This window comes from Microbaculum marinisediminis (assembly GCF_025397915.1).
GTDB classification, from domain to species: Bacteria; Pseudomonadota; Alphaproteobacteria; order Rhizobiales; family Tepidamorphaceae; genus Microbaculum; species Microbaculum marinisediminis.
The window spans coordinates 149,036-169,042 of the sequence record NZ_JALIDZ010000001.1; the positions used below are offsets into that span (position 1 = coordinate 149,036).

Below are 20,007 nucleotides of genomic sequence, written 5' to 3' on the forward strand. Positions count from 1 at the left end.
AATTATAATTTCGATAATTCTGGAAATACCGATTGACCTGCGGTCGCTGTTTCGTCAGAGTCGGCCCCATGAAACGCGACGATGTTGCCGCAAGGCTCGAGGCACTGGGCAATCCGACACGGCTCGACATCGTCCGCACGCTGGTGCGGACGGGCAATCGCGGCCTGCCGGTGGGTGATCTGCGGCAGCGCCTCGACATCGCCGCCTCCACCCTGTCGCACCATCTGGCGAAGCTGATCATGGTCGGGCTCGTCAGCCAGGAAAGGCAGGGAACCACCCTGATCTGCCGAGCGGAGTTCGACACCATGAAGGAAACGGCCGACTACCTGATCGCCGAATGCTGCATCGAGGAAAAGGCGGCGGCGAAGAACGACAATGGCGATTCTGGCGCCGATCCTGGGGCCGATCCCTGCTGCGAGGACGGCTGTTGCGGGCCGGAGTGCTGCCCGCCGGCGGATGCCGGAAAAGCCGCGGGCTGATTTTTTCGCCCGAATTATTCGATATTTCTGGAAATACCGGAGCCCGACATGACCACCGCCATCGCCCTGTTGAGACGACGCGCCGCGACGATCGACCCGGCAGTCGCCGCGATCCTGATCGTCCTGGCGGTTCTCGCCGCCGCCGCGCCGGCGCAGGCCCGCGCCTCGGCGATCTTCACGGTCGACAGCCTGATCTCGATCCTGCCCTATCTCGCCGCCTCGATCGGGCTTGCCGCCTATGCGGCGGCGTCGGGCGCGGACAACCTGATCGCCAGGGCGTTCCGGGGACACACGGCAGGCATGGTGGTGATGGCGGCGCTGATCGGGGCGTTGTCGCCGTTCTGCTCGTGCGGCGTCATCCCGCTGATCGCGGCGCTGCTCGCAATGGGCGTGCCACTCGCGCCCGTCATGGCGTTCTGGCTCGCCTCGCCGATCATGGACCCTTCCATGTTCGCGCTGACCGCCGGCACGCTCGGCATGGAGTTCGCCATCGCCAAGACGATCGCGGCGATCGGCATGGGGCTTCTCGGCGGCTTCGGCATGTGGGCGCTGATGAAGCTGCCGCTGTTCGAGTCGCCGCTGCGGCCGGGGATCGGCGATGGCGGTTGTGGCGGCAGCAAGGTGCGCGCGCCGAAGCCGGTCGTCTGGGCCTTCTGGGACGACGCCGACCGCCGCGAGACGTTCACGAAGAACGGCCTCAGGAACACCGTGTTCCTCGGCAAGTGGCTGACGCTCGCCTTCCTGCTGGAATCGCTGATGCTGGCCTATATTCCCGCCGAGATGATCGCGCATGTGCTCGGCTCTGGCGGCGTCGGCACGGTGGCGCTGGCGACGGTGGTCGGCATCCCCGCCTATCTCAACGGCTACGCGGCGCTGCCGCTGGTCGGCGGGCTGATCGACCAGGGGATGGCGCCCGGCGTCGGCATGGCCTTCCTGGTCGCCGGCGGCGTCACCTCGATCCCGGCCGCGATCGCCGTGTTCGCGCTGGCCCGCCCGCCCGTGTTCGCGGCCTATGTCGGCTTCGCCCTGTCCGGCGCGCTGATCGCGGGCCTGGTCTACGGCGCCGTGGCCTAGCGGCTATCCTTGGGAGCGGCACGCCGACCCGGCCTGCGTCCCAACCCCGCCTACGACATGGCCGGGATAGCCCCGGGTCAGGCCCGGGGATGACGTCCAGAGGGAGCATGGGAAGGGGAGACGCGCCGGCAGGCGCGTCCGTTAGGCCCGCTTTGCCTCGAAAAAGCCCTTCAACAGGTCCGCCGCCTCGCGCTCGGCGATGCCCGAATAGACCTCGGGGGCGTGATGGCAGGTCGCCTGGGCGAAGAAGCGGGGGCCGTGCTCGACCGCGCCCATCTTCATGTCGGCGGCGGCGAAGTAGAGCCGGCGGATACGGGCGAACGAAATCGCCGCCGCGCACATGGCGCAGGGCTCCAGCGTCACCCACAGGTCGCAGTCGACCAGGCGTTCGGAGCCGAGCCTTTGCGCCGCGTCGCGAATCGCCAGCAATTCGGCGTGGGCGGTGGGGTCCTTCAGCTCCAGCGTCCGGTTGCCGGCGCGGGCGATGATCTCGCCGGCCTTCACGATCACGGCGCCGACGGGCACCTCGCCGCGCGCCGCGGCGGCGCGGGCCTCCGCCAGCGCCTCGGCCATATAGCTCCTGCCGACCATCTTCTTCCTTATCCTATCCGCCGCACTCTGCTATCAGGACGCCATGCCCGGCAAGACCACCCACCAACCGACACCCGCCGCCGCCGAGCGCGAGCGTATCGCCAAGCGGATCGCCCGCTCCGGCCTGTGCTCGCGCCGCGACGCCGAGCGGCTGATCGCCGAGGGCCGCGTGACTGTGAACGGCACGGTGCTCGACACCCCCGCCCTCACCGTAGCCCCCGGCGACACGATCACCGTCAACGGCACGCCGCTGCCGGAGACCGAGCCGACCCGGCTGTGGCTCTACCACAAGCCGGCGGGGCTGGTGACCACCACGCGCGATCCGCAGGGGCGCGCGACGATCTTCGAGCGGCTGCCCAAGGACCTGCCGCGGGTGATGACGATCGGCCGGCTCGACATCAACACCGAGGGGCTGCTGCTGCTCACCAATGACGGCGGGCTCGCCCGGGTGCTGGAACTGCCGGCGACCGGCTGGCTGCGCCGCTACCGGGTGCGCGCGCACGGCACCGTCACCCAGGACAGGCTCGACGCGCTGAAGGACGGCATCACCATCGAGGAGGTGCGCTACGGGCCGATCGAGGCGACGCTCGACCGCACGCAGGGCGGCAACGTTTGGCTGACGATGGGCCTGCGCGAGGGCAAGTACCGCGAGGTCAAGACGATCCTCGAGGCGCTGGGGCTGAAGGTGAACCGGCTGATCCGGGTGTCGTTCGGCCCGTTCATGCTGCGCGATCTCGCCGTCGGCGCGGTCGAGGAGGTGAAGCCGCGGGTGCTGCGCGACCAGCTCGGCGTCAAGCTCGCCCGCGCGGCCAACATCACCCTGCCCGAGCCGACCAAGGCGGCGGCGCCGCAGCGCGGCAAGGACGGCAAGCAGGGGTCCCCCAAGCCGGGCGGGAAGCCGGGCCCGAAACCGGGCACCAAACCTGGAAGGGGGCCGCGACCGGCGGCCGCGAAGACGGGCGGGCCGGGAAAGCCCGCGGGCAAGCAGCATGCGCGTCGTCGGCGGCCGGTTTAAGGGGCTGGCGCTGGCCGCGCCGAAGGGCCAGGCGATCCGGCCGACATCGGATCGCCTGCGCGAATCCGTGTTCAACATCCTTGCCCATGCCTATGACGATCCGGTCGAGGGCGCGCGCGTGCTCGACCTGTGCGCGGGCACCGGGGCGCTGGGCATCGAGGCCCTGTCGCGCGGGGCGCGCTCGGCCCTCTTCGTCGACGTCTCGGCGGATGCGCGGGCGCTGATCCGCCGCAACCTCGAGGCCGCCGGCATCATGGGGCTCGCCCGCATCTCCAAGCGCGACGTCGCCCATCTGGGACCGGCCGGCGCGCAGGGCGGCTTCACCCTCGTGTTCCTCGACCCGCCCTACGGCCAGGGTCTCGCCGACAAGGCGCTTTCGAGCCTGGCCAAAGGCGGCTGGCTGGCCGACGGCGCGCTTGTCGTCGTCGAGGAACGGGCGGGGGTCGAACTCGACCTGCCGGCGGGCTATACCGAGCGCGAACGCCGTGCCTACGGCGAAACCGAGATCGCGATCCTGAGCTACGGACAGTCCTGAGAAGCCCCACCTGACACTCCTGGCGTGAGAATCCCGGCATGAACATCCTTGTCGTCGAGAGCTACCCGAACTCGCCGCTCGGCAATGTCGGCCAGGCCCTGGCCGAGGTCGGCGCGAAGATCGATACCATCGCCGCGCATGGCGGCGAGCCGCTGCCCGAAACGCCCGACGACCACGACGCGCTGATCATGCTGGGCGGGCCCCAGAGCGCCCTCGACGACGACGACTATCCCTTCCTGCCGGCGCTGTGCCGGCTGACGCGCGCCTTCGGCGATTCCGGCCGCGCCGTACTCGGCATCTGCCTCGGCTCGCAGATCATCGCGCGCGCCTACAACGGCGAGAATGTCCTGAACCGGCCGATCGAGTTCGGCTACCTGCCCGTCTCGCCGCTGCCGGAGGCCGCCGACGATCCGGTGCTGTCGGGCCTGACCGCGCCGACTCCGGCCTTCCACTGGCACAAGGACACGGTGCGGCTGCCCGCTGGCGCGATCCGGCTCGCCGAAAGCGCCATGACGCCGAACCAGGCCTGGAAGATCGGGGCCAAGGTCTATGCCGTGCAGTTCCACTTCGAGGCATCGCGCGCGGTCGTCGCCGACTGGTCCAGCAAGTCGGCGGAGTATGTCCGCGACCTTGTGCCCGACTGGGAGGCGCGGATGCCCGCGGAGCTGGAGACCAACGGCGCCGTCGCCGACGTGCTCGGCCTCGAGCTGGCGCGCCGATGGGTCAAGGTGGTCGGCGCCTAGCGCCGGGGTCCGCCGCTGAAACCGGCCGTCCGCCTGATGCGTGATGCACTCAGGTGTCGTCGACAACAGCGGCCTAGGCAGCGCCACGACCGCCCTATGGGCCCTGGATCAAGTCCAGGGCACGCCTTTGTTTTCGAGGCACGACCAGAGAGACAAACAAGGGCCGAGCGACAAACACGGACCGCGTGTCCCGGCCGTGATCCGGGACCCACGGACGGCAGTCGCGGCAGTCCGTCCGCGTCACCGGCCTAGCGCCGCCCGAACAGCCGCTCGATATCCGACAGCTTCAGTTCCACGAAGGTCGGCCGGCCATGGTTGCACTGGCCGGAATTGGGCGTCGCCTCCATCTCGCGCAGCAGCGCGTTCATCTCCTGCGCGTTGAGCCGGCGGCCGGCCCGTACCGAGCCGTGACAGGCCATGCGCGAGGCGATGGCCTCGAGCCGGTCCAGGAGCCTGGTCGAGGTGCCCGCCTCGGCGATATCGTCGGCGAGGTCGCGCACCAGCCCCTTCACGTCGAAATCGCCGAGCATCGCCGGCGTCTCGCTGACCGCCACCGCGCCCGGTCCGAACGCATCGAGCACCAGGCCGAGCGCGGCCAGCTCCTCGGCGTTGTCGGCGAGCCGGGCGGCGTCTGCCGGAGGCAGGTCGACGATCTCGGGGATCAGCAGCGCCTGCCGGGCGACGCCGTTCTCGGCGATCGCCGTCTTCAGCCGCTCGTAGACGAGGCGCTCGTGGGCGGCGTGCTGGTCGACGATGACGATGCCGTCGGCGGTCTGGGCGACGATGAAGGTCTCGTGCACCTGCGCGCGGGCGGCACCCAGCGGATGCGCGCCGGCCTCCGGGGCATCCGGCTCGACCGTGGCGCGAAAATCTGCGGCGGGCGCGGCCGAGGGGGCTGCAAAGCCCTCGAAGGCCGCAGGCGCCTCGGCGAAGCCGGTTGCGGCGGGATGGGTATCGGCAGGCACGGCGCCGGCAACCGCCGCCGAGACGGCGTAGGCAGCCGGTCCGCCCGTCGCGTATCCGCCGGACCGAAAGGCCGCCTGCCCTGCCCCGCCGCCGCGGAAGTTCGACAGCGTCTCCTCCGCCATCGCCGCCGAGGGCTTCGGCCCGGTGCCGGCGAGCACCGACTTCAGCGCGCTGACGACCAGGCCGCGCACCAGGCCGGCGTCGCGGAACCGCACCTCCGCCTTGGCGGGATGGACGTTGACGTCGACCTCGCGGGGATCGAGCGACAGGAACAGGGCGCAGGCCGGCCAGCGGTCGCGGGCGAGCACGTCGCCATAGCCCGCCTTGACCGCGCCGACCAGCGAGCGGTCCTTCACCGGACGGCCGTTGACGAAGAGGTAGAGATGACGGGAATTCGGCCGGTGCCAGGTCGGGTGGCCGGCGAGGCCGGTGAGCCGCACGCCGCCGCGCTCGACGTCGAGGACGATGCCGTTGTCGCGAAACTCGCCGCCCAGCACCTCGGCGATCCGGTCGGCAAACGCGTTGGCCTCGTCGAGCAGCGCGCCGGCCGGGGCGACCGCCAGCACGTTGCGCTCGCCGACGGTCAGCGAGAAGCCGACTTCCGGATGGGCGAGCGCCAGCCGGCGGACCACGTCGGTGACGGCCTGGTTCTCGGCGCTCTCGGATTTCAGGAACCGCAGGCGGGCGGGCGTGGCGTGGAACAATTCGCTCACCTCGACGCGGGTGCCGCGCCCCCGCGCGCCGGGCATCGGGCCGTCGCGCACGCCGGAATCGACGACGATGCGGCTGGCATGGTCATCGTCGGCGGTCCGGCTGACGATGGTCAGGCGCGCCACCGAGCCGATCGAGGGCAGTGCCTCGCCGCGGAAACCGAGCGTGCGGATATCGACCAGGTCGCCTTCGGGCAGCTTCGAGGTCGCGTGGCGCTCGACGGCAAGCGTCAGGTCCTGCGGCGACATGCCGGCGCCGTCGTCGTCGACGCGGATCAGCCGGCGGCCGCCGCCCTCCACCACCACGTCGACGCGCTTCGCTCCGGCATCGATGGCGTTCTCGACCAGCTCCTTGACGACGCTGGCCGGGCGCTCGATCACCTCGCCGGCGGCGATGCGGTCGACAATCGTATCGGGCAGGCGGCGGACGGCCATGGAGTCTCAAGCGATTCGTCGGTTTCGTGGGACGCGCCAGTGTCGCGCAATTCGCGCGCGCCGTCATCCCATGCGCACCGGCCGGCATGTACGGCCTGGTGCAGTGGACTTGATCCAGGACCCATACAGCGGCTGCGGCGAAGTGGGGATCGGTGCGACGCGGTTCGTGACCAACACCGACGGACGGTGAAGGGGCTCGGCCGACTGGGCGCTGGATCAAGTCCAGGGCACGCGGTCTTTTGCCATTGCCACGTTTGTGCGTCCCTGACGCCCTTGCCGCCCGAGATTGCCGGGTCAAGCCCGGCAATGACGTAAGAGGGAGCGAAACAGCGTGACGGATTGGAATGCGGGCAGCCGATATGCCAGGCCTCGTGCCCTGGACTTGATCCAGGGCCCATACAGCGGCTGCGACGTCGCGCGCGCCCCTGCGACGCGGGCCTTGCCCAACACCGACCGGCGGCGAGAAGGGCATCGCCGATTGGGCCCTGGATCACGTCCAGGGCGTCCGGTCTGTTGCCTTTGCCACGATTGTGCGCCCCTGACGCCCTTGCGGCCCCACCCACACGCGTCATCCCCGGGCTTGACCCGGGGATCTCCCGGCAAGAGCACGTTCGAAGCGCGAAGTTGCCGGGTGAGGCGCGGCAATGACGAAGTACGGGGCGCGGCGGCCTACATCCCTTCCAGATAGGTCCGCGCCAGCACCTTGCCCTCTTCCACCGCGGGCTGATCGAAGGCGTCGACGCCAATCAGGTGGGCGGCGATGATGGTCTCCAGCATGAAATGCATCATCAGCTCGCCGATCCGCTCGGCATCGAGCGCCGAGGCGTGGAGCACGCGCACGGGGCGGGCGTTGCGGGCCAGCGTCTCGACGGTGGCGCGCTGCTGGCTGGCGACGAAATCGCCGACGGTGCGGCCGCCGAACTCGGCCTGGCCGGCCTCGGCCGCGAGCGCGGGATCGATGCGCGGGCCCTTGTCGGCGACGTCGGTGGTGACGACGGTGAACAGCTTGTCGGCGGGACCGTCGAGGAAGAGCTGGAGCTGCGAATGCTGGTCGACCGGGCCGACGGCGGGGATCGGGGTCATGCCCCTGCCCTGCTTGCCGAGGCTTTCGGCCCAGAGCTGCACGTACCAGCGGGTCAGCCGCTCGGTGCGGTCGCCATAGGCCAGGAGCACGTTCTGGGTGATGCCGCGCGCTTCCGCATAGGCGACAGCCAGCGCGGCGCCGACCGCGGACGGGACGGCACCGGGCGCCGCCTTGTCGCGCACCGGCGCCAGCGCGCGCGCCGCGCCGGCGCGCACCGCGGCGACGTCGAGGCCGACAAGCGCGGCGGGGATCAGGCCGACATTGGTAAGCGCGGCGAAGCGGCCGCCGACGCCGGGATCATGGTCGTGGAAACGGACACCGAAGGGCTCAAGCAGCTTGCGCAGCTTGTTGAGCTTGCCGGAGACCGCCGGCTCGCTGAGGCCCAGCAGACGCTCGCCGATCGCACCCTTGAGCCCCGCATCCTCGTAGGCCGCCAGCAGCGCCATGGTCTGCATCAGCGTCTCGCCAGTGCCGCCGGACTTGGACACGACGATTGCCCTGGTGGTGGCAAGCGGCAGGACGGCAAGCGCCTCGGCGAGGCCGTGCGGATCGAGATTGTCGAGGAAGTGCAGGCGCGGGGCGGGACGGAAATCGCCGGAGACCGGCAGGTGCCAGCCGGCGACCTGGGCCAGCGTCTGGCCTCCGAGGCTGGAGCCCCCGGTGCCGAGCACCAGGACGTCGGTACTGCCGTCGGCAAGCCAGTCGGCGGCCTCGCGGATCCCGGCGAGATCGGCGGTTTTCGCGGGCAGCGACAAGAGCGGGAGCGCGCCGGTTTCCCGGGCCTCGCGCAGCCACACCAGCACCGGTTCGGTGCGGGCCAGAACGGCCTCGAACTCGGCGCGCGTGAGGCCGGTTTCGCCGACCTCGACATCGAAACAGGTATCGATCGTCTGCTTGAGCGGCATGGCCCCTCCCTCGCCTGGCGACTGGCGACACGCGGTCCGCCACGCTTCCACCTTTAGGCGAAAGGCTGACCGTACGCTAGCCCGGACGGGATGGCCGGCCGTGACGCGGTGGCGGGGCCGGCGTGGCCGGCCTCAGCCGCCCTTGGCGTCGGCGGCGATACCGTCGGGACGGCCGACCATGGTCACGTAGAGGCTGCCGTCGCCATAGAGCTTGCGGGCGACACGCTTAGCATCGTCGATCGTCACCGCATCGATCAGGTCGTTGCGCTTGTTGATGTAATCGATGCCGAGCTTGTCCCGCTGGATCTCGACGAGCTGGCGGGCGATCTTGGTCGAGGTGTCGAAACGCAGCGGGTAGGAGCCCTTGAGATAGCGCTTGGCCTTGTCCAGCTCCTCCGCGGTCGGGCCCTCGTCGGCCATCCGCTTGATCTCCTCGTCGATGATGGCCAGCGATTCCGCGGCGCGGTCGTTGCGGGTCGCAGCCCCGCCGGCGATCAGGCCGGCGCGGTCGAGGGGATAGAGGAAGCTGTAGACCGAATAGGACAGGCCGCGCTTTTCGCGAACCTCCTGGTAGAGGCGCGAGGAGAACGCGCCGCCGCCGAGGATATGGTTGACGACATAGGCGGGGATGAAATCGGGATCGTCGCGCTTCAGGCCGGGCCGGCCGAACTGGATCACCGTCTGCGGGATTTCCATCTCGACGACCTTGCGCATGCCGCCGTCCGGCAGCGTCGCCTCGGCGACAGGGGCGAGGTCGGCCGTCTGCGGCAGGCCGCCGAAGATCTCGTCGAGCAGGGGGGCAAGACGCTCGGCGGTGATGTCGCCGACGACGGCGATCTTGAGCGTGTCGCGGGCGAAGATGCGCTCGTGATAGGCGCGCAGGTCGTCGACGGTGATCGCCGCCACGGTCTCCAGCGTGCCCTTGACCGGGCGGCCGTAGGGGTGGCTGCCGAACACGGTGTCGGACCACAGCCGGCCGGCGACCGCGTTGGGATCGGTCAGCTCGCGGCGCAGGCCGGATTCGGTCTGGACGCGCATGCGCTCGATCGCGTCGGCGTCGAAGCGCGGCGCGGTGATCGCCAGGCGCAGCAGGTTCGCGGCCTCGTCCAGGTTCTCCGTCAGCGTCTGCATCGCGCCGTAGAAGGTGTCGCGGCCGGCGTCGAACGACATCTCGATCGCCAGGCTCTCCAGCTTCTCCTGGAAGGCGGCGGAATCGATGTCGCCGGCGCCCTCGTCGAGAAGGACGCTTATCAGATTGGCGACGCCGGGCCGGTCGGGCGGGTCCTGCGCGGCGCCGCCGTCGAAGGCGAACTGCACGCTCACCAGCGGCACGGCGGATTCGGACACCAGCCAGGCCTCGATGCCGCCGGGCGAGACCACCTTCTCGATCTCGATCGCCGAGGCCGGACGGACGGCGGCGGTGGTGGCCACGGTCGCGACCGTGGCGACGGCAAGGGCGGGGACTATCGCGTCAGTCATGAACTTCCACACCAGGGACTTCAGCATGGGGAGGGAACCTCCGCTTTCGAATAATCGGGCGACGGCGCACCGTGCGTACTGGGCGCTGACAGGGCGCTTACTGGACGGCGCTCTCGCCGGCGGGTTCGGCCGCGCCGGTGGCGCCGCCCTGCGGGACGGACGCCTGCTCCTGCGGCTCGGCGCGCAGATAGGCGGTCACCGAGCGCTCCGGAGTCAGGTACTTGCGCGCGACGTCGACCACCTGGTCCGCGGTGACGGCGCGGATCCTGTCCGGCCACGCGGCGATGTCGGCGACGGTGCCGCCGGTGGTCAGCGCGGTGCCGTAGATGCGGGCGAGCGAGGACTGGCTGTCCTGGGCGTAGACCGATTCGGCGATCAGCGCGTTCTTGACGCGGGTCAGCTCGGCCTCGGTGACGCCGCCGGCGACGAGATCGGCGATGACGCCGTCCGCCGCCTGGGCCAATGTGTCGAGAGCGATGTCGGGCGTGGGCACGCCGTAGACCATGAAGCGGGAATCATCCAGCGCGGAGCCCTGGTAGAAGCCGCCGGCTGCGGCCGCCTCGCCGCCATCGACGACGAGCGACCTGTAGAGCCGCGAGTTGGCGCCGCCGCCGAGGATGCCGGCGAGCACGTCCAGCGCCTCGGCCTCACCGGGCTCGGCGGTGCGGTAGCTCGGCGCCAGCCAGGCGATCCGTACGCTTTCCTGCTGCACCCGAGGGCTCGACATCGACACCGTACGGGCGGCGCGCGGCTCCGGCTCGCGCGGGCGAACGCGCTCGCCCGGCTCGGCGCGGCGCTGCACCTTGCCGTAGGTCTCCTCGGCGAGTGCGCGAACCTCGTCCGGCGTCACGTCGCCGGCGACGACCAGGATGGCGTTGTTGGGGGTGTAGTAGCGCTTGTAGAAGCTGAGCGCGTCGTCGCGGGTCAGCGCCTCGACCTCGTGCTTCCAGCCGATGATCGGGCGCGAATAGGGGTGCGCCATGTAGAGGGTGGCGTCGAGCTCCTCGCCGAGCTGAGCGGAGGGATCGTTGTCGGTGCGGCTGGAGCGCTCCTCGAGAACCACCTGCAGCTCGGACGTGACGTCCTCGGGCGCCAGCACCAGGCCGGTCATCCGGTCGGCCTCGTATTCCATCATCAGGCCGAGATGGTCCTTGGCCACCTTCTGGAAATAGGCGGTGTAGTCGGAAGAGGTGAAGGCGTTCTCCTGGCCGCCGATGTCGGCGACCACCTTGGAGAACTCGCCGGCCGGGTGCGCCTCGGTGCCCTTGAACATCAGATGCTCGAGGAAATGGGCGATGCCGGACTTGGTCGGCGGCTCGTCGGAGGCCCCGACCCTGTACCACACCATGTGGGTGACCACCGGGGTGCGGTGATCCTCGATGACGACGACCTTGAGGCCGTTGTCGAGATCGAAGGTCGTCACCGCGTCGGCGGAAGCGGCGCCCGCCGGCGCGCTGAAAGCAAAGCCGTAGGCCATCATTGAAACCAGTGCCGGAAAAACCAGACGTATCGCTGCGACTGCTCGCATCGGGCTACCCTCACGTAGTTGGCCGCCCCGGTCCGTTCAACCGGCGCGACGCTGCCAAACGATATAGACGGGTGCCCCGTCCGGCGCCACCACGCTCCCGAAGTCGTGATCGGCCGGACCTCCTCTGACGTCCAGGTATTAACTGTTGCCCCACAGCTTGGAGAAAAAGCCCTTCTTCTCCGGCTCCTCGGGGCCCTCGACCGACGGCGCCGGCGTCCGGTAGCCGGCCGGCGGCTCGTTCAGGGACTGCCGCGGCGGCTCGGACCGGAGCTGCTGGGTGGGATCCTTGCGGCGATCCAGGAGTTCGCGCGGGCTGACCGTCTTGGCCTCTTCCTTGCCGCCCGGCTTCTTCGGGCCGAGCGCCATGCCGGAGCCGTTGCTGCGGCCATACATGCGCCCCCACTCCTCGAGTTCGCCCGGCGTCATCGGCTCGGAAGCGTACTCGACGTCGCGCGGCTTCTCCTTGAGGGCGGCCTGGCGCATCTCCGCCTCCGCCCGGCGGCGTTCCGCGTCGGGGTCGGTCGGCCACGCGGCACCATAGGATTCGCTGGCGGCGACCGGCGGCGGCAGGTCCCGGGCGGCCTGGTCGGCCGACGGCATCACCAGCGGCGAGCGCGGCCCGTACTCGATCGTCTCCTCGCTGGGATCGACCTTCAGGCCCATCGCGACGAGCGGATCGCCGAGCATGTCCTCAACGGGATCGTTGAAGCCACTGCTGGATCCCGAGCAGGCTGCCAGAAGCCCGCCCGCCACGCAGATCGCGAAGCCTGTCGTCAGCCTCGCACCGAACCGACCGTCTCGTTTCATGCGGTTACCCGTTCCCGTGCCTGCTGGCGTCGTGCCCCGTCCGGGCCCATCGCCCAAGCGCCATACGCAAATACCAGCACGTGTTGCGTCTCGTTCGAGACTAGCCCGCTAATCGGGCTTTGGGGCTGTTTTGTGACTATCCGTCAGCGAGTCATACAGAAGCCCGACGACACCCGCAACAATGGCGACGTCGGCGAGGTTGAACACGTACCAGGACCAGCCGAAGGCGGAGAAGTGGAAAAAGTCCGCAACAGCGCCGTAAATCGCCCGATCGACGGCGTTTCCGATCGCCCCGCCGATAACCAGGCCGATCGAGACCGCCGTGAGCCTGGAATGCGCCCGGGCGAGCCAGATCCACAGGGCGAGGCTCGCGACGATCTTGACCGCCACGAGGACCCACCGCCCCGCTTCGGTATCCTGCTGGAACAGGCCGTAGCTGACGCCGCGGTTCCAGACGAGGATGAGATCGAAGAACGGCGCAACCTCGATTCGCCCCCGCGCGGCGATGTCGATCGGGCCGAGCATCGCCCACTTGTGCAAGCGGTCGAGCAGGAAGACGACGAGCGCGACCGAGGCGCCAAGGCCGGTCAGCGGGCCCCAGAGGGTGCGGCGGAGGCTCATCGTCTTTGCTGTGTCCCGCTGTGCAACGGCCGGCGCCCTATTGCGCGGCCGCGCGGCCCGCCTCGAACTCGCGCATCGCCATGGCGTCGCGCGGCGACAGGTCCGGCCAGGCCGGATCGGAGCCGACGTCGGGGAGGATCTTCCACGAGCGGGCGCACTTCCTGCCCTGGGCCAGCGCCGGCACGACGGCGACGCCGGACACCTCGTCGATGCGGTGCGCATCGGCCGGGCCCGCGCCTTCCTTCAGGACGATCTGGCTGGTGATCGAGACCTCCGCCAGGTCGACGTCGGCGACGGCCGCGATCAGCTCGGCATCGGTGAACCAGACCTCCGGCGCGGCCTCGAGACTGGAGCCGATGCGCTTGGCCGCGCGCTCGATCTCGATGGCACCGGTGATGACGCGGCGCACCCGGCGCACCCGCCGCCACTTCTCGGCCAGGCGTTCGTCATACCAGCTCTCGGGAACCTCCGGGAACGTCTCGAAGTGCACCGAGCCGTCCTCCGAGGGGAACCGCGACAGCCACGCCTCGTCCATGGTGAAGGGCAGCATCGGCGCCCACCAGCTGATCAGGCACCGGAAGATGCGGTCGAGCACCGCGAGGCAGGCCTTGCGCTTCGTGCTGGAGAGCGGGTCGCAGTAGAGCGAGTCCTTGCGGATGTCGAAGTAGAAGGCCGACAGGTCGACGGTCGCGAAGTTGAACAGCGCGTGCGAGACGCGCTTGTAGTCGTAGTCCTGGTAGCCGCGGCGCACGAGCCGGTCGAGCTCGGCCAGCCGATGCAGCATATAGCGCTCCAGCTCGGGCATCTCGGCCTCGGGCACGTCCTCACCGTCGTAGTGGGCAAGGGAGCCGAGCATCCAGCGCACCGTATTGCGCAGCTTGCGATAGGACTCGACGTTCATCTTCAGGATCTCGGGGCCGATCCGCTGGTCTTCCCAGTAGTCGGTCGACACCACCCACAGGCGCAGGATGTCGGCGCCGGATTGCTTGATGACGTCCTGCGGGAAGATCTGGTTGTTCAGCGACTTCGACATCTTGCGGCCGTCCTCGGCCATGGTGAAGCCGTGCGTCAGCACCGCGTCGTAGGGCGCGCGGCCACGCGTGCCGCAGGACTCCAGCAGCGAGGAATGGAACCAGCCGCGATGCTGGTCCGAGCCTTCCAGATAGAGCGAGGCCGGCCATTTCAGGTCCGGACGCACCTCCAGTACGAAGGAATGGGTCGAGCCCGAGTCGAACCAGACGTCGAGGATGTCGTCGACCTTGTCCCAGGCGGCCGGATCGTCGACGAGGCCCGACAGGAAGCGCTCGCGCGCACCGTCGGCGAACCAGGCGTCGGCGCCTTCGGCCTCGAAGGCATCGCCGATGCGGCGGATCAGCGCGTCGGATTCGGCGAAACCGGCGTTCGGGATCACCTGGCCCGTCTCGCGATGGACGAACACGGTGATCGGCACGCCCCAGGCGCGCTGGCGCGAGATCACCCAGTCGGGGCGCTCGGCGATCATGCTGCGCAGGCGGTTCTGTCCGGCGTCCGGCACGAAACGGGTCTCGGCGATGGCCTTCAGCGCCTTGGCGCGCAGGCCGTCGTCGCCCTTGCCGTCCTCCATCGAGATGAACCATTGCGGCGTGTTGCGGAAGATGACCGGCTTCTTGGAGCGCCAGGAATGCGGGTACTGGTGCTTGAGCCGGCCGCGGCCGACCAGATTGCCCGCCGCGACGAGGGCGTCGATGACGGCCTGGTTGGCATCGCCCTTGTCGCCCTTGTCGGTGATTACCCGCTTGCCCGTGAGACCCGGCGCGTCCTTGGTGAAGAAGCCGTCGGCGTCGACCGTATAGGGGATGGTCGGGTCGATGCCGCGGCCTTCGAGCGCGACCTTGTTGTCGGTCCAGACCTCGAAGTCTTCGGCGCCATGGCCCGGCGCGGTGTGCACGAAGCCGGTGCCGGCGTCGTCGGTGACGTGGTCGCCGGCGAGCAGCGGCACCGCGAAGTCGTAGGCGCCGTCGAGACCTTTCAGCGGATGGGCGCAGACCATCTCGCCGGGCTCGGCGTAGTCGATGTCGCGGACGCGCTCGTAATGCTCGACCCGAGCGGCCTTCATCACCTCCTCGGCGAGCTTGTCGGCCAGGATGTAGAGATCGCCGGGCTTCGCCCAGTTCTCTTCCGGTGCCTCGACCACCTTGTAGAGGCCGTATTCGATGCGCGGGCTGAACGAGATCGCCCGGTTGCCGGGGATCGTCCACGGCGTGGTCGTCCAGATCACCACCGCGGCGCTGCCGGCCTCGGGGCCCTCGACGATCGGAAACTTCACGAAGATCGTGTCCGACGTGTAGTCGTGATACTCGACCTCGGCCTCGGCCAGCGCCGTCTTCTCGACCACCGACCACATCACCGGCTTGGAGCCGCGATAGAGGCCGCCGTTCATGGCGAACTTCGTCAATTCCCGGGCGATCTGCGCCTCGGCGGCGAAGGTCATGGTGGTGTAGGGGTTGTCCCAGTCGCCCTCGACGCCGAGACGGCGGAACTCGGCCTTCTGGACGCCGATCCAGTGTTCGGCGAACTGGCGGCATTCCTTGCGGAACTCGATGACCGGGACGTCGTCCTTGTTCCTGCCCGAGGCGCGGTACTGCTCCTCGATCTTCCATTCGATCGGCAGGCCGTGGCAGTCCCAACCGGGCACGTAGTTGGAATCGTAGCCCAGCATCTGGTGCGAGCGGGTGACGACGTCCTTGAGGATCTTGTTGAGCGCGGTGCCGATATGGATGTTGCCGTTGGCGTAGGGCGGGCCGTCGTGGAGGACGTATTTCTCGCGGCCCTTGGCCATCTCGCGCTGGCGCTTGTAGACCTCGAGGCGGTCCCAGCGCTCGATAAACTCGGGCTCGCGCTTGGGCAGGCCCGCGCGCATCGGGAAATCGGTCTTGGGCAGGAACAGGGTTTCGGAATAGTCGCGCTTGGCGGCGGAATCGGATCCGTTTGTCATGGTCTTCTGACTGGCTTTCGGGGCGGTCGCTCGATGGTTTCGGACACGTGGTCGGGAATCCCGGCTTTCCGCCCGTCGGGATCGATCTCCCGCCTCAGGCGAAAACCGGGCCGATAATTCGCCGCGCGGCTATGAGCCCCCGGACGGGTCTGCTCACGGGTTCGCTCGCGGTCTTGCTCACGGGCTTGTTCTCCATGACCAGGACATCCGAATGCATGGCGGGCCTTCTATCAGGCACTGGAGCCCGGATAAAGAGGCGGATTCGGCTCACAGGCCCGCATCGGTCCCGCTGATCGGCACCTGCGCCTGCTTCCTGCGGGCGCGGAACACCACGTAGAGGCCGCTGGAGACGATCACCGCGACGCCGACCCAGGTCCAGAAATCGGGGAAGTCGCCGAAGACCAGATAGCCCAGGATCGTCGCCCCGACGATCTCGAAATAGGTCATGGGCGCCAGCGTCGAGGCGGGAGCGCGGTTATAGGCCAGGATGATCAGGAAATGCGAGACGGTGGAGATGAGCCCGACCACCGCCAGGAGCCCCCATTCGCCCGGGCTCGGCGCGACCGGCGTGATCAGCGGCAGCCCGGTGACCATGCCGATGGCGAGCGGGATGCTGATCGCCACCGCGCTGACGACGGCGGTGAAGAAATGCGTCGAAATCGCCGGCGCCGAGGTCTTGAGGCGGCGGGTGACGATCAGATAGCAGGCGTAGGAGATCGCCGCCGTGATCGGCAGCAGGGCGACGAGGCCGAACAGGCCGGAGCCCGGCCGGATGATGATGACCGCGCCGGCCAGTCCGATGACGACCGCCGTCCAGCGGCGCGGGCCGACCGTCTCGCCGAGCACCAGCGCCGACAGCGCGGTGACGACCAGCGGGGCGACGAAGACGAGCGCGATCGCGTCGGCGAGCGGCATGACGATGATGGCGGAGACGAAGGCGACGTTGGTGCAGCCGATGAACAGGCCGCGCAGGATCTGCAGGCCGTAGGGCCTGGGCAGAAGGCCGGCGATGCCCGGCCCGATCAGCACGAAGGGCAGCGTGAACAGCATCTGGAAGACCATGCGCGCCCAGGCGACCTGAACCGCCGGCACGGCACCGCCGAGATATTTCATGATGGCGTCCTGCATGGGCTGCAGGGTCGCGGCCAGCAGCATCAAGAGGACGCCGGCGACGACTTCGCGCTCTCCGATGACGGATTCACCTGCGGGGCGTGCGGACGGGATCGACACGGAAAGGCTCAGCGCGCGGCGAGACGGGCGGGCACGGACAGTCCGGCGGAACCCTCGGCGTCGGCCCTGGCCAGCAGGCGGCGGGCCTCGGCGACGTCGATCTTCATCCGCGCGACCAGCTCCTCGACACCGTCGAAGCGCGCCTCGGGGCGGATGAAGCCGACGAACTCGACCTCCACCGTCTTGCCGTAGAGATCGGGCGAGACGTCGAGCAGGTGGACCTCGAGCAGCGGCGCGCCGTTGTCGAACTGCGGCCGGCGGCCGAAGCTGGCGGCGCCGTCATGGACCGCGCCGTCGACCCGCATCCGCACCGCGTAGACGCCGTGGGCGAGACCGGTTTCCGGGGCGAGGCCGATATTGGCGGTCGGGAAGCCGAGGTCGCGGCCGCGCTTGGCGCCGTGCACGACCTCGCCGCGCACGAACCAGCGGTAGCCGAGGATGCGCGCCGCCGCCTCGACATCGCCTTCGGCGAGCGCCGCGCGCGCCGCGCTCGCCGACCAGACGGTCTCGGAATCGCCGGCCTTGCCGACGATCTCGACGTCGAAGCCGCGGTCGCGGCCGAGCGCCCTGAGGACGTCCGGCGAGCCGGCGCGGCCCTTGCCGAAATGGAAGTCGTAGCCGACGACGGCGGCGCCGACGCCGAGCCGCTCGACCAGGAGCCAGTCGACGAAGCTCTCGGCGGGGGTCGACGCCAGCGCGGCGTCGAAGGCCACCTCGACGACGCCGTCGAGACCGAGGGCCTCGAACAGCTCCGCCTTGACGGGCGCCGGCGTCAGCCGGAACACGGGGGCCTCGGGGCGGAAGAAGGTGCGCGGATGCGGCTCGAAGGTCAGCGCCAGCGCGGCCACGCCGCGGGCGCGCGCCATCTCGATCACGCGGCTGAGGACGGCCTGGTGGCCACGATGGACACCGTCGAAGTTGCCGATCGCGACGACGCCGCCGCGCAGGGCCGCGGGCACCGGATCGGCATTGGTGATGATGGCGAAGCGGTGGTCGGGCATCGGATCGGCTGGCGGCGTGGTGGTGACGGTCAGCCGCGCTTGCGCAGGCTGTCGCGGGAGGGGACCATGACGATCGCCTCGCCGTCGAGCACGGTCTTGGCATCGACCGTGCACTCGCAATGCAGCCGGGCGCGGCGCTTGTCGGCGTCGAGCTCGACGACCTCGACGTGCGCCTTGACCACGTCGCCGATGCGCACCGGCGCGCGGAAATTCAGGCTCTGGGAGATATAGACGGCGCCGGGGCCCGGCAACCGGGTTCCGAGCACGGCGGAGATCAGGCTGGCGGTATAGAGGCCGTGGGCGATCCGCTCGCGGAACGGGGTCTGGGCGGCGAAGTGATCGCTGAGATGCACCGGGTTGTTGTCGCCGGACAGCTTGGCGAAACCGATGACGTCGTCGGCCATGACGGTCTTCATCAGCACTTCGGTCATGCCGACGCGCAGATCCTCGAAACAATAGCCGAAACCGGCCGGCGCCATGTTCATCGTCGGTCCCCTTTCCAGTACGGGCGATGACTAGCCGCGCAAACTAGGCGGGAGCGCCGACCGGCGCAATCCGCCAAATTCCGCAAACCAGCGGTTTACCAACCCAATCGGGCCGGAACCAGCTTAACCTATTTTTCAGCGCGCGTTCCTACCGTCGGCGGCCTCAACGAGACGGGCCGGCCACCATGTCGCAGAACGCGGCTGGCGGCGGACGAGAGCCCGGAAAAGAATGGAGAGCTAGGATGGCGATCGACACCGCGATGCCAATTCTCGTCGTCGACGACTACAAGACGATGATCCGGATTATCCGCAACCTTCTCAAGCAGCTCGGTTTCAACGACGTCGACGAGGCGACGGACGGCACCGAGGCGCTGCAGAAGCTGCGGGCCAAACAGTATGGTCTCGTCATCTCCGACTGGAACATGGAGCCGATGACCGGCTACGAGCTGCTGAAGCAGGTGCGCGGCGACGAGCGCCTGTGCGGCATGCCCTTCATCATGGTCACCGCCGAATCCAAGACCGAGAACGTCATCGCCGCCAAGAAGGCCGGCGTGAACAACTACATCGTCAAGCCGTTCAACGCCGCGACGCTGAAGTCCAAGATCGACGCCGTCTTCGGCGCCTGATCCCGCCGGAGCGGCGGGACATCCCGCCCCTCCGCAACGCTCGGCTGGTCAAGAGGGGATCACACCATGGCCAATACGGAATCGGGCGCCGCGCGGGTTTCGCGGGTCCTCGACGAAATCGGCATCGGCACCAACGGCGATATCACCGTCAACGAGATCCTGTCGCTGGCGCAGACGATGTCGTCGTCGCTGTCGAGCGTCTATCGCGCCGTCGACGCGTCGATCCAGCGCGAGTTCCGCGAGATCGCCTCGTATATCGAGGCGATGAAGACGGACATCGCCGGGCTGCAGGCCAACGACCTGCAGCAGACGCATCTGCCGACGGCGGGCAAGGAGCTCGACGCCGTGGTCGAGGCCACCGAAGAGGCCACGAACACGATCATGGAGTGCGCCGAGACGATCATGAACGCCGACGACGCCGACCATGACGCCTACAAGGCACTGGTCGACGAGAACGTCATGAAGATCTTCGAGGCCTGCTCCTTCCAGGACATTACCGGCCAGCGCATCACCAAGGTGGTCGAGACGCTGCGGATGATCGACGATCGCGTCAGCCGCTTCGCCCAGCGCATGCGGGTCGAGGACTCCGAGGGCCATGCCAACGAGGACGAGGCGAGCCGCGTGCAGCGCAGGAAGGACCTGCTGCTCGACGGGCCCCAGGCCAAGGGCGAAGGCGTCAGCCAGGACGAGGTCGACGACCTGTTTTCCGCGGCCTGACC

The 20,007-nt window shown here is 69.1% G+C and carries 17 protein-coding genes and 1 pseudogene; 7 read left to right on the forward strand and 11 right to left on the reverse strand.

The window, feature by feature from the left end:
* Positions 1 to 68: 68 nt before the first annotated feature.
* Positions 69 to 356 (forward strand): annotated as a pseudogene (locus MUB46_RS00765) (ArsR/SmtB family transcription factor); the annotation flags it as partial.
* A 171-nt stretch (positions 357 to 527) separates the two neighbouring features.
* Entirely contained in the window at positions 528 to 1,553 is a 1,026-nt protein-coding gene (locus MUB46_RS00770) for a permease (RefSeq protein ID WP_261613949.1), read from the forward strand.
* Between the two features lie 141 nt (positions 1,554 to 1,694).
* Here MUB46_RS00770 and MUB46_RS00775 read toward each other — a convergent pair whose 3' ends face one another.
* Positions 1,695 to 2,144 (reverse strand): nucleoside deaminase, encoded by a 450-nt coding sequence (locus MUB46_RS00775; protein WP_261613950.1) that lies wholly within the window; start codon positions 2,142 to 2,144, stop codon positions 1,695 to 1,697.
* Between the two features lie 43 nt (positions 2,145 to 2,187).
* Here MUB46_RS00775 and MUB46_RS00780 point away from each other — a divergent pair, with 43 nt between their 5' ends.
* The 3 genes from MUB46_RS00780 to MUB46_RS00790 are packed head-to-tail and all read left to right on the forward strand — an operon-like array spanning position 2,188 to position 4,437.
* The gene (locus MUB46_RS00780) at positions 2,188 to 3,159 is read left to right on the forward strand and encodes a pseudouridine synthase (RefSeq protein WP_261613951.1); all 972 of its coding nucleotides are present in this window, start codon (positions 2,188 to 2,190) and stop codon (positions 3,157 to 3,159) included.
* Positions 3,134 to 3,694, forward strand: a complete 561-nt coding sequence (gene rsmD, locus MUB46_RS00785; RefSeq protein ID WP_261613952.1) for a 16S rRNA (guanine(966)-N(2))-methyltransferase RsmD — start codon at positions 3,134 to 3,136, stop codon at positions 3,692 to 3,694. Before MUB46_RS00780 ends, rsmD begins: the two co-directional genes overlap by 26 nt.
* Positions 3,695 to 3,732: 38 nt before the next feature.
* Positions 3,733 to 4,437 carry a type 1 glutamine amidotransferase gene (locus MUB46_RS00790; RefSeq protein WP_261613953.1) on the forward strand — a complete coding sequence of 235 codons (705 nt, stop codon included), beginning with the start codon at positions 3,733 to 3,735 and terminating at the stop codon, positions 4,435 to 4,437.
* Between the two features lie 248 nt (positions 4,438 to 4,685).
* Here MUB46_RS00790 and mutL read toward each other — a convergent pair whose 3' ends face one another.
* From mutL to MUB46_RS00840, 10 genes are all read right to left on the reverse strand, one after another.
* Positions 4,686 to 6,548 (reverse strand): DNA mismatch repair endonuclease MutL, encoded by a 1,863-nt coding sequence (mutL, locus tag MUB46_RS00795; protein WP_261613954.1) that lies wholly within the window; start codon positions 6,546 to 6,548, stop codon positions 4,686 to 4,688.
* A 669-nt stretch (positions 6,549 to 7,217) separates the two neighbouring features.
* On the reverse strand, positions 7,218 to 8,537 hold the full coding sequence (locus MUB46_RS00800) for a glucose-6-phosphate isomerase (protein ID WP_261613955.1): 1,320 nt from the start codon (positions 8,535 to 8,537) through the stop codon (positions 7,218 to 7,220).
* Positions 8,538 to 8,669: 132 nt separating this feature from the next.
* Entirely contained in the window at positions 8,670 to 10,043 is a 1,374-nt protein-coding gene (locus tag MUB46_RS00805) for a M16 family metallopeptidase (protein WP_261613956.1), read from the reverse strand.
* Between the two features lie 70 nt (positions 10,044 to 10,113).
* The gene (locus MUB46_RS00810; protein WP_261613957.1) at positions 10,114 to 11,544 is read right to left on the reverse strand and encodes a M16 family metallopeptidase; all 1,431 of its coding nucleotides are present in this window, start codon (positions 11,542 to 11,544) and stop codon (positions 10,114 to 10,116) included.
* Positions 11,545 to 11,682: 138 nt separating this feature from the next.
* The gene (locus tag MUB46_RS00815) at positions 11,683 to 12,351 is read right to left on the reverse strand and encodes a hypothetical protein (protein ID WP_261613958.1); all 669 of its coding nucleotides are present in this window, start codon (positions 12,349 to 12,351) and stop codon (positions 11,683 to 11,685) included.
* Between the two features lie 108 nt (positions 12,352 to 12,459).
* Entirely contained in the window at positions 12,460 to 12,972 is a 513-nt protein-coding gene (gene lspA / locus MUB46_RS00820) for a signal peptidase II (RefSeq protein WP_261613959.1), read from the reverse strand.
* 37 nt (positions 12,973 to 13,009) lie between these two features.
* Positions 13,010 to 15,946 carry an isoleucine--tRNA ligase gene (ileS, locus tag MUB46_RS00825; RefSeq protein WP_261613960.1) on the reverse strand — a complete coding sequence of 979 codons (2,937 nt, stop codon included), beginning with the start codon at positions 15,944 to 15,946 and terminating at the stop codon, positions 13,010 to 13,012.
* Between the two features lie 267 nt (positions 15,947 to 16,213).
* Positions 16,214 to 17,176, reverse strand: a complete 963-nt coding sequence (locus MUB46_RS00830; RefSeq protein WP_261613961.1) for a DMT family transporter — start codon at positions 17,174 to 17,176, stop codon at positions 16,214 to 16,216.
* Between the two features lie 8 nt (positions 17,177 to 17,184).
* Complete coding sequence (locus MUB46_RS00835) at positions 17,185 to 18,177, reverse strand: bifunctional riboflavin kinase/FAD synthetase (protein WP_261613962.1); 993 nt, start codon at positions 18,175 to 18,177, stop codon at positions 17,185 to 17,187.
* 29 nt (positions 18,178 to 18,206) lie between these two features.
* Entirely contained in the window at positions 18,207 to 18,656 is a 450-nt protein-coding gene (locus MUB46_RS00840) for a MaoC family dehydratase (protein WP_261614427.1), read from the reverse strand.
* 248 nt (positions 18,657 to 18,904) lie between these two features.
* On the opposite strand from MUB46_RS00840, the gene MUB46_RS00845 reads away from it, so the two are divergent.
* Positions 18,905 to 19,288: a response regulator gene (locus tag MUB46_RS00845; protein WP_261613963.1), complete on the forward strand. Its 384-nt coding sequence runs from the start codon at positions 18,905 to 18,907 to the stop codon at positions 19,286 to 19,288.
* Positions 19,289 to 19,354: 66 nt separating this feature from the next.
* On the forward strand, positions 19,355 to 20,005 hold the full coding sequence (locus MUB46_RS00850) for a protein phosphatase CheZ (protein WP_261613964.1): 651 nt from the start codon (positions 19,355 to 19,357) through the stop codon (positions 20,003 to 20,005).
* The last annotated feature ends 2 nt before the right edge of the window (positions 20,006 to 20,007 follow it).

What these genes read in the sequence shown, in the direction of transcription:
- lspA (WP_261613959.1), bottom strand. Translation starts at nt 12,972, where the DNA reads ATGAGCCTCCGCCGCACCCTCTGGGGCCCGCTGACCGGCCTTGGCGCC.
- MUB46_RS00810 (WP_261613957.1), bottom strand. Translation starts at nt 11,544, where the DNA reads ATGCGAGCAGTCGCAGCGATACGTCTGGTTTTTCCGGCACTGGTTTCA.
- MUB46_RS00780 (WP_261613951.1), top strand. Translation starts at nt 2,188, where the DNA reads ATGCCCGGCAAGACCACCCACCAACCGACACCCGCCGCCGCCGAGCGC.
- MUB46_RS00770 (WP_261613949.1), top strand. Translation starts at nt 528, where the DNA reads ATGACCACCGCCATCGCCCTGTTGAGACGACGCGCCGCGACGATCGAC.
- MUB46_RS00805 (WP_261613956.1), bottom strand. Translation starts at nt 10,043, where the DNA reads ATGCTGAAGTCCCTGGTGTGGAAGTTCATGACTGACGCGATAGTCCCC.
- MUB46_RS00840 (WP_261614427.1), bottom strand. Translation starts at nt 18,656, where the DNA reads ATGGCGCCGGCCGGTTTCGGCTATTGTTTCGAGGATCTGCGCGTCGGC.
- MUB46_RS00835 (WP_261613962.1), bottom strand. Translation starts at nt 18,177, where the DNA reads ATGCCCGACCACCGCTTCGCCATCATCACCAATGCCGATCCGGTGCCC.
- MUB46_RS00775 (WP_261613950.1), bottom strand. Translation starts at nt 2,144, where the DNA reads ATGGTCGGCAGGAGCTATATGGCCGAGGCGCTGGCGGAGGCCCGCGCC.
- rsmD (WP_261613952.1), top strand. Translation starts at nt 3,134, where the DNA reads ATGCGCGTCGTCGGCGGCCGGTTTAAGGGGCTGGCGCTGGCCGCGCCG.
- MUB46_RS00790 (WP_261613953.1), top strand. Translation starts at nt 3,733, where the DNA reads ATGAACATCCTTGTCGTCGAGAGCTACCCGAACTCGCCGCTCGGCAAT.
- ileS (WP_261613960.1), bottom strand. Translation starts at nt 15,946, where the DNA reads ATGACAAACGGATCCGATTCCGCCGCCAAGCGCGACTATTCCGAAACC.
- MUB46_RS00800 (WP_261613955.1), bottom strand. Translation starts at nt 8,537, where the DNA reads ATGCCGCTCAAGCAGACGATCGATACCTGTTTCGATGTCGAGGTCGGC.
- MUB46_RS00815 (WP_261613958.1), bottom strand. Translation starts at nt 12,351, where the DNA reads ATGAAACGAGACGGTCGGTTCGGTGCGAGGCTGACGACAGGCTTCGCG.
- MUB46_RS00850 (WP_261613964.1), top strand. Translation starts at nt 19,355, where the DNA reads ATGGCCAATACGGAATCGGGCGCCGCGCGGGTTTCGCGGGTCCTCGAC.
- mutL (WP_261613954.1), bottom strand. Translation starts at nt 6,548, where the DNA reads ATGGCCGTCCGCCGCCTGCCCGATACGATTGTCGACCGCATCGCCGCC.
- MUB46_RS00845 (WP_261613963.1), top strand. Translation starts at nt 18,905, where the DNA reads ATGGCGATCGACACCGCGATGCCAATTCTCGTCGTCGACGACTACAAG.